Origin of the sequence: Aureimonas sp. Leaf324, from assembly GCF_001423245.1 — a bacterium.
Taxonomy (GTDB): domain Bacteria; phylum Pseudomonadota; class Alphaproteobacteria; order Rhizobiales; family Rhizobiaceae; genus Aureimonas.
In genome coordinates, this window is the sequence record NZ_LMOH01000007.1 from 1 (window position 1) to 13,142 (window position 13,142).

Here is a 13,142-nt window from a genome sequence, read left to right on the forward strand (position 1 = left end):
GCAGAAGGTCAACAGGGAAATGCCGACCAAAGGGAAAAAATTGGAAACGACAGCCCGAACAACGGCTTGCAACGTCGCTCAACCGTTAGACGGACGTCATGAAGCCGTCGGGATTGGGAAATTGGCGGTGGCGACTGGTGGTCGCCACTCATGAGCCTCATTGCGTGTCCGCTTCCCGCCCCCTCCCCTTCCGAACGAATCTTCGTTCGCCTTTTCCGTCTTGACGCTTTCCTCCTTCCGCTGTCTGCTGTCTGCTGTCTGACAACTTTGGCGCTCGGGGGACGTATGGCGATCGAGGGGCTGGCACGGATGCCGTCCGCGAACCGGACGAAGGATGCGATCCAGATCGTGGCCGACCACATCTCGAGGTCCGGACTGAAGCCTTCCGACCGGCTCCCGACCGAACATGAGCTGATGGGTGCCCTCGGCATTGGTCGGTCTACCGTGCGTGAGGTCATGCGGCATTTTCAGGCCTTGGGCGTTGTCGAGACGCGGCGCGGGAGCGGCTCTTTCCTCAAGCGAAGCATCTCGGCTGCGACGGTTCACCTACCGCTCTCCTTCGATCCAGGCCCCGTTCGCGATGGGCTGTTGCGCACGCTGGACGTCCGGCGTGGGCTGGAGGTCGAAGCCAGCATGCTGGCAGCCGCGCGGGCGGAGCGCGCCGATATCGAGCGTATGCGGCAGAGGCTCGAGGAGATGGAGCGCGTGCATCTCGAGAAGGGCACGGCGGGGCGCGAAGATCTGGCCTTCCACCTTTCCATCTATGACGCCACGCATAACCCGCTCTTCGGCCAGCTTCTCGAACAGATGCGCGAGGCGTTCGAGCTGTTCTTCGACAAGCCGTTCGACCGACCGGACTTTGCGCGACGCTCCTTTCCGTTTCACCGCGAACTCTTCGACGCGATCGCCGGGCGCGACGCAGCCAGGGCGCGCGAGAAGACCCTGGAAATCCTCGCGATCGTCGAGGAAGACATCAAGGACATGTCCCAATGATCGACGGGATGGACTGGCTGGACCATGTGTCCGGCATCGTGGCTTACGACGCGCCCAACGCCTACGCGGCGGTGGTGCCCCCGATCGTGCAGACCTCCCTCTTCACGTTCGAATCCTACGCGGAAATGGAAGCGGTCTATCGCGGCGAGAAGCAGCGCCCAGCCTATTCGCGCGGCCTCAATCCGACGACGCGCATCTTCGAGGAAAAGGTGGCGGAGCTCGAGGGGGCGGAGGACGCCTTGTCGTTCGCCAGCGGTATGGCGGCGATCTCCTCAACCGTTCTGACGTTCGTGTCGCCCGGAGAGCGCATCCTTGCCGTGCGGAATGTCTATCCCGACGCGTACCGCCTGTTCGAGACCTTCGCCAAACGGATGGGCATTCGCGTCGACTATGTCGACGGGCTGGACGAAGTGGCTGTCGAGAAGGCGCTGCCGGGCGCCAAGCTCTTCTACATGGAGAGTCCGACCAGCTGGATGATGGAGGCGCATGATATCGGTGCGCTTGCGAGGCTTGCCCGCGACGCCGGCGTCATGACGGTGATCGACAACTCCTGGGCGTCGCCGGTCTTCCAGAATCCGATCGCGCTCGGCGTCGATCTCGTCCTGCATTCGGCCTCGAAATATCTCGGCGGTCATAGCGACGTCGTCGCCGGCGTCGTGGCGGGTCCCGCCGGCCTGATCAACCGGATCCGCTCGGAGACCCATCCCTATCTCGGCGGCAAGCTCTCGCCGTTCGAAGGATGGCTGCTGATCCGCGGGCTTCGCACGCTTCCGATCCGCATGAAGGCACACGAGGCATCGGGCCTCGAGGTCGCAAGGCGTCTGAAGGCGCATCAGGCGGTCGAACACGTCGCGCATCCCGGTCTCGCGAATGCGTTGCCGACCGGCCTGCGCGGCACGTCGGGCCTCTTCTCCTTCGTCTTCAACGAGGGCATCGACATCGCGCGCTTTGCCGACACGCTTTCGACCTTCTCGCTCGGCGTCAGCTGGGGCGGGCACGAGAGCCTCGTCGTGCCCGGCGCCATCGTCCGAGCGCAGGCCGCCCAGCCGAATTCGGCGGTGGCCTTCGGCATCCATCCCCGCTCCGTCCGCCTGCATATCGGGCTCGAAGGCACGGAGCTTCTGTGGAACGACATCGAGGCGGCGATCGCCGCCGCGACGCTTTGAACCCCAAGGACAACCAAGGAGGAATGGCATGATCAGGACGCTTCTCACCGCCACCATGCTGGCCGGCCTCTGCGCCAGCCCCGGACTGGCGCAGACCCTGAAGTTGACCGAGGTGATCACGAGCCCCGAGCGCACCGCGACATTGCGCGAGATCGTCAAGGGCTTCGAGGCCGCCCATCCCGGTGTCACCGTCGAGATCACCTCGCTGCCCTGGGGAGAGGCGTTCGAGAAGTTCGCGACCACCGTGTCGGCCGGCGAGACGCCCGATGTCGTGGAGATGCCCGATACGTGGCTCGCGCTCTATGCCAAGAACGGTGCGCTCGAGAACCTCGAGCCGTACCTGAAGGACTGGCAATACACCGCCGGCCTCAACGAGCGAGCCCTCCAGTTCGGCCGCGCGGTCGACAACACGGCCTACATGCTGCCCTACGGCTTCTATCTGCGGGCGATGTTCTACAACAAGGACGTCTTCAAGGCAGCGGGCGTCGAGGCTCCGCCGAAGACGCTGGACGAATTCACCGCCGCTGCCGAGAAGATCAAGGCAGCCGGCAAGTCGGCCTATTGCCTTCGCGGCGGCCCTGGCGGCCTCAACGGCTGGGTGATGTTCGGCGCGACGGTCAACGGCGACAACACGTTCTTCAAGGAAGACGGGACGTCCACCTTCTCCGAGCCCGGCTGGGTCAAGGGACTGACCTATGTCGTCGACCTCTACAAGAACGGCTACGCGCCGAAGGACTCCATCAACTGGGGCTTCAACGAGATCGTTGCGGGCTTCTATTCCGGCACCTGCGCCATGCTCGATCAGGACCCCGACGCGCTGATCGCGATCGACGAGCATTTGAAGCCCGAGCAGTACGGCGTCGCGCCGATGCCGAAGGGTCCGGCCGGTAAGGCCTTCCCGACCATCGGCTATGCCGGCTGGTCGATGTTCGCGGCCAGCGAGAACAAGGATCTTGCGTGGAAGCTGATCGAGGCCCTGGAAGGCCCCGAGGGCAACCTCGCCTGGAACAAGCGGACGGGCGCACTGCCCGTCCACAAGTCCGCCGAACAGGATCCCTTCTACGCGCAGGACAAGTTCAAGGGCTGGTTCGAGGAACTGTCCGACCCGAACGTGGTGCCGACCGTGATGCCGACGGACCTCGAGGAGTTCGCCTTCTTCAAGGACTCGCTCGTGATCAAGACGAGCCAGGAAGCGCTTCTCGGCTCGATCACGCCGGACGATCTCGCCAAGCAGTGGGCGGAGTACCTGACCGCCGCCAAGAAGAAGCAGATGGGCAACTGAGCCCATCACGACGCGAAGGGGTGCGGCCATGCCGCTCCCCATTCCTTCCCCTGAAGCCGGCTCGGATCTCATGACTGCCATCGGCCAGACAGGCACGCCGCCTGCCCCCCAGGTCCTGCGCCGAAGCTGGACCTCCAGCCTGCAGCCCTACCTCTATGCCGCGCCGGCCGTGATCCTGATCGTCACGATCATGCTGGTGCCGCTTGTCGTCGGCGTTTCCTATGCGTTCCGCGACATCCGCCTGCTCAATCCCTTCAGCGGCGGCTTCGTCGGCTTCGGTCATTTCGTGAAGCTCGCCTCCGACCAGAACTTCCGGCTGGCGCTCAGCAACACCGTGTTCTGGACGGGGACCTCGGTCGCGCTGCAGTTCGTCTTCGGTCTGATCCTGGCGCTTCTCCTCAACCGCCCGTTCGCCGGCCGGGGCCTCGCCCAGGCGCTGGTGTTCCTTCCATGGGCGGTGCCGAGCTTCCTGTCCGGGCTCGACTGGGCCTGGCTGTTCAACCCCGTCGTCGGCCCGATCCCGCATTGGCTGACCGCGCTGGGGCTCATGGAAACGCCCACCAATATTCTCGCCGATCCCGACCATGCGATGTGGGGACCGATCATCGCCAACGTCTGGTGGGGCATTCCCTTTTTCGCCATCACGCTCCTCGCCGCGCTGCAGTCCATCCCGAAGGATATCTACGAAGCCGCCGCGATCGACGGTGCCGGCGCTATCGAGCGCTTCCGCTCGATCACCCTTCCCTTCCTCGCGCCGACGATCGCCATCACCATCCTCCTGCGCACCGTCTGGATCGCGAACTTCGCCGACCTCATCGTGGTGATGACGAACGGCGGACCGGCGGACCGCACGCAGATCGTCGCGAGCTATATCTTCACGACCGCCTTCCGGCGTCTCGACTTCGGATACGCATCGGCGATCGCCCTCGTGCTCCTGGTGCTCCTGATGATCTACTCGCTGCTCCTCGTGAGCCTGCGCCAGATGCTCCTGAACAGGTCCTGACCCATGGCCGCCGTCTCCGGTCGGCGCCTTGCCGGCACGCTCGCCCATCGCACCGCGATCCTTCTCTACATCGTCGTCGCGCTGTTTCCGCTCTTCTGGCTTCTCAAGGTCTCGGTCACGCCGAATGCGCTGCTCTATAGCGAGGGCGTACGCCTCTGGCCGTCGCGCACGAGCTTCGAGCATTTCGAGTTCGTGCTTCGCAACAGCGACTTTCCGCTGTTCTTCCGCAACTCGCTGATCGTCTCGCTGACGACCGCCGTCGTGGTGACGCTGATCGCGGCCGGCGCGGGTTACGCGATGTCGCGCTTTTCGTTTCGCGGCAAGCTCTGGCTGATCGGGTTGATGCTGGTGACGCAGATGTTCCCGCTCGTCATGCTGATCGCGCCGATCTTCCGGATGCTGGCGCCGATCGGCCTGACCAACAGCCTCACCGGCCTCATCATCGTCTATTCCGCGTTCAACGTGCCCTTTGCGGTGTTCCTGATGCAGTCGTTCTTCGACGCGATCCCGAAGGATCTTGACGAGGCCGCGATGATCGACGGGGCCAGCCGGTTCCAGGCATTCCGCGAGATCATCGTACCGCTCACCCTGCCCGGCGTGGCGGCGACGCTCGGCTTCGTCTTCACCGCTGCCTGGAGCGAGCTTCTCTTCGCGCTGATGCTGATCTCGAAGACGGATGCCAGCACCTTTCCGGTCGGCCTCCTCTCCTTCGTCTCGAAGTTCGGCGTCAACTTCGGGCAGATGATGGCCGCGGGCGTCCTGGCGCTCGTTCCGGCGCTTCTCTTCTTCCTCCTCATTCAGCGCTTCCTGGTGCAGGGGCTCACCGCCGGCGCGGTCAAAGGCTGAAGGATCAGACAAACATGGCCACGATCGATCTGAACGCCGTCGAAAAGTCCTTCGGCCCGATCCACGTCCTCCAGCCCGTCGACCTGTCGATCCGCAGCGGCGAATTCGTCGTCCTCGTCGGACCGTCCGGCTGCGGAAAGTCGACGCTCCTTCGCATGATCGCGGGGCTGGAAGAGGCGACGGCCGGCGACATCCTGATCGGGGGACGCCGCGTCAACGACATGGAGCCGAAGGATCGCAACATCGCGATGGTGTTCCAGTCCTACGCGCTCTACCCGCACATGAGCGTCGCGGGAAACATGAGCTATTCGCTGCGGCTTCGCAAAACCGCCAAGGAGCGGATCTCCGAGGCGGTGCGCGGGGCGGCGGAGACGCTCGGCCTGTCGAAGCTCGTCGATCGCAAGCCGCGGGCCCTGTCCGGCGGACAGCGCCAGCGCGTCGCGATGGGTCGGGCCATCGTCCGCCAGCCGCAGGCGTTCCTGTTCGACGAACCGCTGTCCAACCTCGACGCACGCCTGCGAGAGCAGATGCGGGCCGAGATCAAGAAGCTGCACCAGCGCCTCGGTGCGACCTCGATCTACGTCACCCACGACCAGATCGAGGCGATGACCCTGGCCGACCGCATCGTCGCGCTCGACGCCGGCCGCATCCAGCAGATCGGCACACCGCTCGATCTCTACCAGCGTCCCGCCAACCGCTTCGTCGCCGGCTTCATCGGCTCGCCCGCGATGAACTTCGTGTCCGGCCTCTATCGCAGCGGCCCCCGGCCGCATCTCGACGTCGGCCATGCCGAGGTTCCGCTGGCGCCTCTCGGGCTTGCCGAAGGACGACCGGTGACAATCGGCATCCGGCCGGAGCATGTTGCCTTCGCGCCATCCGATGCCTTGGATGCCGTGGACTGCGCGGTGGAACTCGTCGAGCCGACCGGCGTCGGTACGATCGTCCACCTGCGCTACGGCGAGGTGGCCATTAAGGCCTATCGTCCCGGCTACGGAGACTGGAAGGCCGGCGAACGGTTGAGGGTGCTCTTGCCGGCCGAGCACCTCCACGTGTTCGACGACGAGACGGGCATGCGCATCGAACACGCCTGAGCGCACCGACAATCTTTTCATCACGAAAGCGTGCGACATGTAGCGGCGAAGACGGGTCGCACCCTCGGCCCCTGCCCTCCCCTTTCCGGGAAGCGAGGCCCTGCATGACCGTGGTCGCTGCCTATCTCTACCGCGACGGAAAGCGGGTTCGAGAAATCTCGATCAACGAGAAAGTGGACTGTCCGGCCGATCGCTCCGAGTTCGTCTGGATCGGGATCTGCGATCCGACGCAAGAGGAAATGCAGATCCTCAAGGAACAATACAATCTCCATCCCCTCGCGGTGGAGGACGCCGTCGATGCGCGCCAGCTGCCCAAGGTGGATGTCTACGGCGAACAGCTCTTCGTCGTCGCCAAGACGGCAGCGCTAGACGGCGATCGCATCGAATACGGCGAAACGGCCATCTTTCTCGGACACAGCCACATCATCAGCGTGCGACACGGGTCGGCTCGCTCGCACACGGCCCTGCGCCAGCATCTCGAAGCCGCGCCCACTCTTCTGATCCACGGCGTCGACTACGTCCTGCACGCCATCCTCGACTATATCGTCGATGGATACCTGCCGATCGTGGAAGCGATCGAAGACAACGTCCTGACGATGGAGCAGCGCTCGCTGGATTCGTTTCTCGGACGTGACGAGATTACCCGCATCTTCACCCTTCGCCGGCAGCTCGCCAAGTTCCAGCGGGTTCTCGCTCCGATGGCCGAGGTCGCCGGCAAGCTCGTCCGGCTCGACCTCCCCTGCATCGATCCCGAGAGCAAGCCCTATTTCAGCGACGTGCTCGACCATGTCAGGCGAGTCCAGACGCTGGTCGACGGGCTGATCCAGATCGTCATTTCGGTCTTCGAGTTCAGCAACCTTCTGGAGCAGCAGCGGACCGGCGCGATCACGCGCCAATTGGCGGCGTGGGCTGCCATCCTGGCTGTTCCCACCGCCATCGCCGGCATCTACGGCATGAATTTCGAGTACATGCCGGAATTGAAGTCCCGCTACGGGTACTTCGTGGTTCTGGGGGCCATCGCCGTGATCTGCAGCGTCCTCTACGTCCGCTTCAGGCGCGCCCGCTGGCTCTAGCGGCATCAACCATATCGCTCGATCGTATCGCTTGCCGCATGCGGCCGCCACAATCCTCCGACATGACGGAGGGATGACACAGCGCATTCTTCGCCTTGCCGCCTGGCTCGCCCTGGCAGCCATCCTGTTCGTGACCGTCTCGCCGATCGGCCTGCGGCCGCACGATGTCATGCCGGTCGATGTCGATCGCGCACTGGCCTTCTGCGTCGTGACGGCGCTTTTCGCGCTGTCATATCCCCGGCACTGGTTGGCCATCGGCCTCGCGATCATCGTCGGCGCCTTCGCCATCGAATGGCTTCAGGAACTCTCGCCCACGCGGCATGCCCGCCTGGACGATGCGCTCGTGAAGGCGGCCGGCGCGTTCGTCGGTCTCTGCCTTGCCCGGCTCGTTCAAGGCGTCCGGGACCGCTCTGGAACACAAGGCGTTTCTCTCGCGCCGTGAGGGAACGGTCACCAGGCCAGCCACGTCACCAGAAGCGCCAGCCAGATGATGGCCGATAGCGCCAATCCGACGAAGAGCCCACGTGCGGCTCTCATTTCGTCGCGCACTGGCACGTGCTCGATCCAAGCCCGTTCGGCCGACCTCGACGCAATCTTCGCTTCGCTCTTCATCGCCCCGCTCCCGACCTGAATAACTAGCGGTTGCAGAATTTTCGTCGAGTGGGTTGTATCGTCGCGTTGGTGACCGCGGCATCGGCCGGTCTGCCTGGCAGACGATGATGAAGGAGGCGACGGTCGATATCCCGCCGTCACGAGCCTGGGCATGCCGTAGCGCGGCATCGGCATGGCGGTGCGTTGCGACCGACCCTCCCGCACGACATCCACCGCTCCGAAATGCGGCTCCTCCTCGATGATCGCCGACCGGCGTTACAGCGTCGACGAGGAGGAAGCTCGGAGGCCCGCCCCTGATGTCGCATGATCGTCTGGAGTCCGGTGACTTGCCCTTGATCGACGACTTGCCGTCGCCGATGCCGGGCGCGCACCCTTCCGGGCTGACGAACGAGATCCGCGTTCTGAAAGGCACGGGCCGCAGCAGGGCGACGTGCGGCCGCATCTAACCTAAGCTTCGAGGGGCACGGGTCCGTTGCGGCGGGTTGCTGCGGCATCCCCGAGAAGGAATACGCGCGCCCGATCGGCGCCGCGAGCATTCGGAAGGGTCGAGGCCCGGCGGCGTCGAGAAGGGCCGGCTTCAGCCTCCGAGTTCGGTGAACACCGCGCGAAGGTCGATCCCCTCGCTCGCCAGGGCGACGGCCGCCAGGATGCGAGCCTTGGCGCCGCTGAGATCGCCCGCGAAGATCGCCCCCGCCCGTTCGAGATCGCGTCCGCCGCCATTGCCGTAGACGGGTTTCACCCGCCCTTCCGGGCATCGGGAGGTGACGATCACCGGGATTCCGGACGCGATGATCTCCGCCGCCGCGCCCGTCACGATCGGCGGCGTGTTGCCGCGGCCGAACCCTTCAATGACGATCGCCTTCGCCCCATCGCCGGCCACGAACCGCAGCACGCGGTCCGAACAGCCCATCGCCATGCGGACGAGTTCGACGCCGGTCTCGATGCGTGTCGGGGCGAACGAGCGTCGGAGCGTCGGGCGGCGGTGGATGCGCACCAGCGTGCCGTCCACCTCGCCGAGCTTCCCGTGCTCGCCCGACCGGAACGTGTCGGTGCGGGCCGTATGGGTCTTCGTCACGTCGCGAGCGGCGTGGAAGTCGCCCTCGAACAGGATCATCGACCCGAGCCCGACCGCCTCCGGCGCCGCTGCCAGGCGCACGGCTTCGGCGATGTTCCGCGGACCATCGGTATCCGGCGCGTCGGCGCTGCGCTGCGCCCCCGTGAAGACGACGGGCTTCGCCGAGTTCACGACGAGGTCGGCGAGAAACGCACTCTCCTCCATCGTGTCGGTGCCGTGGGTTACGACCACGCCGTCGCAGGCGGGGTCGGCCAGATGCTGGTCGATGCGCCGGGCGAGCGCGAAGGCGAGCGGCAGGTCGATCGAGAACGAGTTGACGCTGCAGAAGTCGTCCACCGCGATTTCGATCCCCTCGAGCCGGTCGTGCAGGCCGGCTCGCAGCGCCTCGCCGCGTACGGAGGCCACGACGTCCGCATCGGCGCTCGACGTTTCGGCGCGGGACGCGATGGTCCCACCGGTGGTGACGAGTTGGATGCGCGGCATGACGGGTTCCCTCGAGAAGGCCCGCCTCGATCAGCGCAGGGACGGCAGCCTGGGCAGGAGGATCGTGGCGAGGCCGAGAAGCGGCAGATACGAGACCGTGCGATACACGAACTCGATACCCGCCGTATCGGCGAAATCGCCGAGGAACGCGGCCCCGAGCCCGCCAGCACCGAAAGCGAATCCGAAGAACATGCCCGCCACCAGCCCGACCCGTCCCGGCAACAGCTCCTGCGCGAACACGACGATCGCGGGGAAGGCTGACGCCAGGACGAAGCCGATGATGACCGTCAGGACGCCCGTCAGCGGCAGGTTGGCGTAGGGAAGGAGAAGCGCGAAGGGAATGACGCCGAGGATCGAGAACCAGATCACGAAGCGCGCACCGTAGCGGTCGCCGATCGGGCCGCCGAGGAACGTTCCCGCGGCGGCTGCCCCAAGGAAAAGGAACAGCATCAGCTGCGCCTCGCGCACCGACAGCGCGAAGCGGTCGATGACGTAGAACGTGTAGTAGCTGGAAAAGCTCGCCATGTAGACGTTCTTCGTCGCCGTCAGGAGAACGAGGATCGCGATCGCCCAGAGCACGGTGTTGCGCGGCAGCGGCAGGGCGCGGCTCACCGGCGCGCGGCCGATCTGCGCGCGGCGATGGCCGGCATACCAGTTGCCCGCCCAGGTCAGGATCGCGATGCCGAGAAACGCGATCCCGGCGAACCAGGCGATGCTGTGCTGGCCGTAGGGCAGGACGATGAAGGCGGCGAGCAGCGGACCGAGCGCAGTCCCGGCATTGCCGCCGAGCTGGAAGAGCGACTGCGCGAAGCCGTGGCGGCCGCCCGACGCTGCGCGCGCCACGCGCGACGCCTCCGGATGGAACACCGCCGATCCGAAGCCGATCAGGCTGGCGGCGAGAAGCAGCATGGGAAAGCTGCCGGCCGACGACAGAAGAAGGAGGCCGCAGAGCGTCGACCCCATTCCGACGGGCAGCGCGTAGGGCAGCGGCCAGCGGTCGGTGACGACGCCGACCCCCGGCTGCAGCAGCGATGCCGTGATCTGGAACGTCATCGTCAGGAGCCCGATCTGCACGAAATCGAGCGCGTAATTCTCTTTCAGAAGCGGATAGAGCGACGCGAGCAGCGACTGCATCACGTCGTTCAACATGTGGCAGCCGCTCATGGCGAACAGAACGGACAGCGTCGTCTTCTCGCGCAACGACGTCGAGGCGGCAGTGATGGTCGACATGCGAACGAACCCCCGTCCGTGGCCACGCGCTCCCGCCGCGCCCTCACGACTGTAAGGCGTGCGAACGGTTCGACGCGGGCTGTATCATGTCTTCCCGGCGTCTGTCGCGGGAGTTTTTACGGCGTTTCGCCGGGGACCGACGCGCCCGTGGTCACCGTCCCGCCCGTCGTGGACGACGGTGGCCCGCCCTCCCGGCTCGAAAAGAACATGAAGTAGAGAACGCCCAGGACGACGACCGCCGTGACGACCGCCCACAGCGAGCCGCGCTTGCGGTTGGAAGGCTTGTCGAACTTGGCCAAGGACGTACTCCGTTAGGTTTCGGGCATGGGCCGACATATGGGGCGGCGCACGCCGATGTCGTCGGTTTCCGGCAAATTCGGGAGCGGCTTGGCGCATCGTGCGTTGGAGGTCTCAGTGACAAGGGAGACCTCCGATGACGCAACCCGATCCGAAAACGCAGCCGGGCGAGACGCAGACCGAAGAGGAACGGCAGATCGCGGCGCAGTTCGCCGGTCTCGACAACGATCTCGTTCAGGTGGAGGCCCCCGATGGAAGGGCGGAGCCGCGGGACGAGATCCTCAGCGACGAAGACGGTGGCGTCGAGACCGACGATCAGGGGCAACAGCGATGAACGTCGAGGAGAGCATCCGGCAGGCGATCGTCGGCGAACTCCAGCAGCAGGCCGAGATCAGCGATGGGCGCCTCCACGTGGAGGAGACGGAGACCGGCGTTCTCCTGAACGGTCCGGTCGACCTCGACGAGTTGATCATGGTCGTGATGGGTTCGATCGCCGGCGGCCCCTGAACGCCGTCGATGCCTTTGGCGAGTCCGGCGCCGAACGACGACAGGCTCCCTCTCCGCATAATCGATCGGACTTCGCGAGAGGCGGTGCTTTGCCTATGAAGGCGGAAACGCGAAGGAGACACGAGCCCATGGCCTTCAAGACACCGCACGAGACCGCTGCCGAGGCGAAGATCGCCAAGGCCGGCTGGAAACGAGACAAGAAAACGAACCTCTGGAAATGCTTCCGCGAGCCTGACCGCGGCAAGACCTTTTCCGGCACGGCGGTCGAGCTGGCCCGCATCCTGGACGACAAGGCCGCGGCTCAAAGCTGATCAGTAGCCGAACACCGGGTCCGCCCGGCCCGGCCGATCCGCGAGAGTCGCGTCCAGCGCCGGCTGACGCCAGTCCGGCCGGGCGGACGGCCATTTCGGATTGCGATCCTTGTCGATCACCGCGGCTCGCACGCCTTCGTAGAAGTCGTCCATCTCCAGGCAGAAGCAGGCAGCCCGAAACTCCCGGACGAGGCACGCCTCCAGCGTCTCGCTCGCCTCCCCTTCGGCCAGAAGCGCATTGGTCACGGCCATCGACCAAGGCGAGCGCCCTCGCAACGTCTCCAGCGTCCGCCGCGCGAAGCTGCCATGCACGGGATCACCGTCCATTTCACCGAGCACCCGCTCGATCTCCGCGACGTCGGTTTGGCGGAAGGCCTCGGCGATCGCCGCCCCATGATGCGCCAGAAGCGGCGCGCCGATCTCGTCGGCCTCGCACCGGATCAGTGCATCGACGGCTTCATGGGTCGCGCCCGGCATGAGTTCGGTCAACTGCCGGCGCAACTCCGAAAGCCGATTGGAGGGAACGCGCCAGTCGAACAGCCCCGCCGCCAAGGCGTCCCCAGCATCGACCGCCTCGCCGGTGAGGGCGAGATAGCGACCGAACGCCCCCGCGAGGCGGGGCAGCACGTAGGTCGCTCCGACATCGGGCAGGAAACCGATCCCGACTTCCGGCATCGCGAAGCGCACGCGTTCGGTCGCGACGCGGTGCCGGAGGTGCATCACGAGGCCCGCGCCCCCGCCCATCACGATGCCATCCGCCAGCGCGACGACCGGCTTCGGCGCATGCGCCAGCCGCGACAGGAGTTCGTACTCCTCGCGCCAGAAGGCCTCGGCGATGCCGTCCCCGGCCCGGCCGCTGGCGATCACAGCGCGAATGTCCCCGCCCGCGCAGAACGCCCGCTCCCCCGTGCCTTCCAGAAGCACGACCGCGACGGACGGATCATCGAGGAAACCGTCCAATGCCTCTCGCATCGCCCTGATCATGCCGAGGTCGAGAGCATTCAGCGCCTTCGGCCGGTTCAGCCGGATCACACCCGCCCCCCCTTCCCGGCCGGCCACCACGGTTTTCTCGTCGTGCGACATGCGCCCTCCCCCATCGGCACCCACGCGCAGGTTGACGGGGAAAACCGCCGCTGTCACGGCGGAAGGTGCCTCGCCGATGCAACCGCCTCG

At 65.7% G+C, this 13,142-nt stretch carries 15 protein-coding genes and 1 pseudogene; 11 read left to right on the forward strand and 5 right to left on the reverse strand.

The features are described from left to right. The first annotated feature begins 309 nt into the window (after positions 1-309). The 8 genes and pseudogenes from ASF65_RS05950 (at position 310) to ASF65_RS05985 (ending at position 7,896) form a co-directional block, all read left to right on the forward strand. Positions 310-993: a FadR/GntR family transcriptional regulator gene (locus ASF65_RS05950; RefSeq protein WP_162239460.1), complete on the forward strand. Its 684-nt coding sequence runs from the start codon at positions 310-312 to the stop codon at positions 991-993. Then, positions 990-2,159 carry a PLP-dependent transferase gene (locus tag ASF65_RS05955; protein WP_055886592.1) on the forward strand — a complete coding sequence of 390 codons (1,170 nt, stop codon included), beginning with the start codon at positions 990-992 and terminating at the stop codon, positions 2,157-2,159. The genes ASF65_RS05950 and ASF65_RS05955 overlap by 4 nt, the downstream gene beginning before the upstream one ends. Before the next feature lie 31 nt (positions 2,160-2,190). After that, entirely contained in the window at positions 2,191-3,441 is a 1,251-nt protein-coding gene (locus tag ASF65_RS05960) for a sugar ABC transporter substrate-binding protein (RefSeq protein ID WP_055886946.1), read from the forward strand. A 142-nt stretch (positions 3,442-3,583) separates the two neighbouring features. Further along, a pseudogene (locus ASF65_RS05965) lies at positions 3,584-4,444 on the forward strand (sugar ABC transporter permease); the annotation flags it as partial. A gap of 3 nt (positions 4,445-4,447) precedes the next feature. Then, positions 4,448-5,290, forward strand: coding sequence for a carbohydrate ABC transporter permease (locus ASF65_RS05970; RefSeq protein ID WP_055886594.1), 843 nt, complete (start codon positions 4,448-4,450; stop codon positions 5,288-5,290). Positions 5,291-5,304: 14 nt separating this feature from the next. Then, entirely contained in the window at positions 5,305-6,381 is a 1,077-nt protein-coding gene (gene ugpC, locus ASF65_RS05975) for a sn-glycerol-3-phosphate ABC transporter ATP-binding protein UgpC (RefSeq protein ID WP_055886597.1), read from the forward strand. A 104-nt stretch (positions 6,382-6,485) separates the two neighbouring features. Next, positions 6,486-7,454 (forward strand): magnesium and cobalt transport protein CorA, encoded by a 969-nt coding sequence (locus tag ASF65_RS05980; RefSeq protein ID WP_055886599.1) that lies wholly within the window; start codon positions 6,486-6,488, stop codon positions 7,452-7,454. Positions 7,455-7,527: 73 nt separating this feature from the next. Further along, the gene (locus ASF65_RS05985; RefSeq protein ID WP_055886600.1) at positions 7,528-7,896 is read left to right on the forward strand and encodes an antibiotic resistance protein VanZ; all 369 of its coding nucleotides are present in this window, start codon (positions 7,528-7,530) and stop codon (positions 7,894-7,896) included. A gap of 8 nt (positions 7,897-7,904) precedes the next feature. Here the strand turns inward: ASF65_RS05985 and ASF65_RS21255 are convergent, their stop codons facing one another. The 4 genes from ASF65_RS21255 to ASF65_RS06000 all read right to left on the reverse strand — a co-directional run bounded on the left by ASF65_RS21255 (position 7,905) and on the right by ASF65_RS06000 (position 11,153). Next, complete coding sequence (locus tag ASF65_RS21255) at positions 7,905-8,066, reverse strand: hypothetical protein (protein ID WP_156369187.1); 162 nt, start codon at positions 8,064-8,066, stop codon at positions 7,905-7,907. A 577-nt stretch (positions 8,067-8,643) separates the two neighbouring features. Next, positions 8,644-9,624 carry an asparaginase gene (locus ASF65_RS05990; protein WP_055886603.1) on the reverse strand — a complete coding sequence of 327 codons (981 nt, stop codon included), beginning with the start codon at positions 9,622-9,624 and terminating at the stop codon, positions 8,644-8,646. Positions 9,625-9,654: 30 nt separating this feature from the next. Next, positions 9,655-10,854, reverse strand: coding sequence for an MFS transporter (locus ASF65_RS05995; RefSeq protein ID WP_055886605.1), 1,200 nt, complete (start codon positions 10,852-10,854; stop codon positions 9,655-9,657). A gap of 116 nt (positions 10,855-10,970) precedes the next feature. After that, positions 10,971-11,153 (reverse strand): hypothetical protein, encoded by a 183-nt coding sequence (locus ASF65_RS06000; RefSeq protein ID WP_055886608.1) that lies wholly within the window; start codon positions 11,151-11,153, stop codon positions 10,971-10,973. Between the two features lie 134 nt (positions 11,154-11,287). Between ASF65_RS06000 and ASF65_RS06005 the strand changes: the two genes are divergently transcribed. The 3 genes from ASF65_RS06005 to ASF65_RS06010 all read left to right on the forward strand — a co-directional run bounded on the left by ASF65_RS06005 (position 11,288) and on the right by ASF65_RS06010 (position 11,969). Then, a complete protein-coding gene (locus ASF65_RS06005; RefSeq protein ID WP_055886611.1) occupies positions 11,288-11,485 on the forward strand; it encodes a hypothetical protein in 198 nt (65 codons plus the stop codon). Next, positions 11,482-11,658, forward strand: a complete 177-nt coding sequence (locus ASF65_RS21765) for a hypothetical protein (RefSeq protein WP_200940004.1) — start codon at positions 11,482-11,484, stop codon at positions 11,656-11,658. The genes ASF65_RS06005 and ASF65_RS21765 overlap by 4 nt, the downstream gene beginning before the upstream one ends. Positions 11,659-11,786: 128 nt before the next feature. Continuing rightward, positions 11,787-11,969, forward strand: coding sequence for a hypothetical protein (locus ASF65_RS06010; RefSeq protein ID WP_055886613.1), 183 nt, complete (start codon positions 11,787-11,789; stop codon positions 11,967-11,969). On the opposite strand, the gene ASF65_RS06015 is transcribed toward ASF65_RS06010, so the two are convergent. Next, a complete protein-coding gene (locus ASF65_RS06015) occupies positions 11,970-13,052 on the reverse strand; it encodes an enoyl-CoA hydratase/isomerase family protein (RefSeq protein WP_055886616.1) in 1,083 nt (360 codons plus the stop codon). Positions 13,053-13,142: the final 90 nt, after the last annotated feature.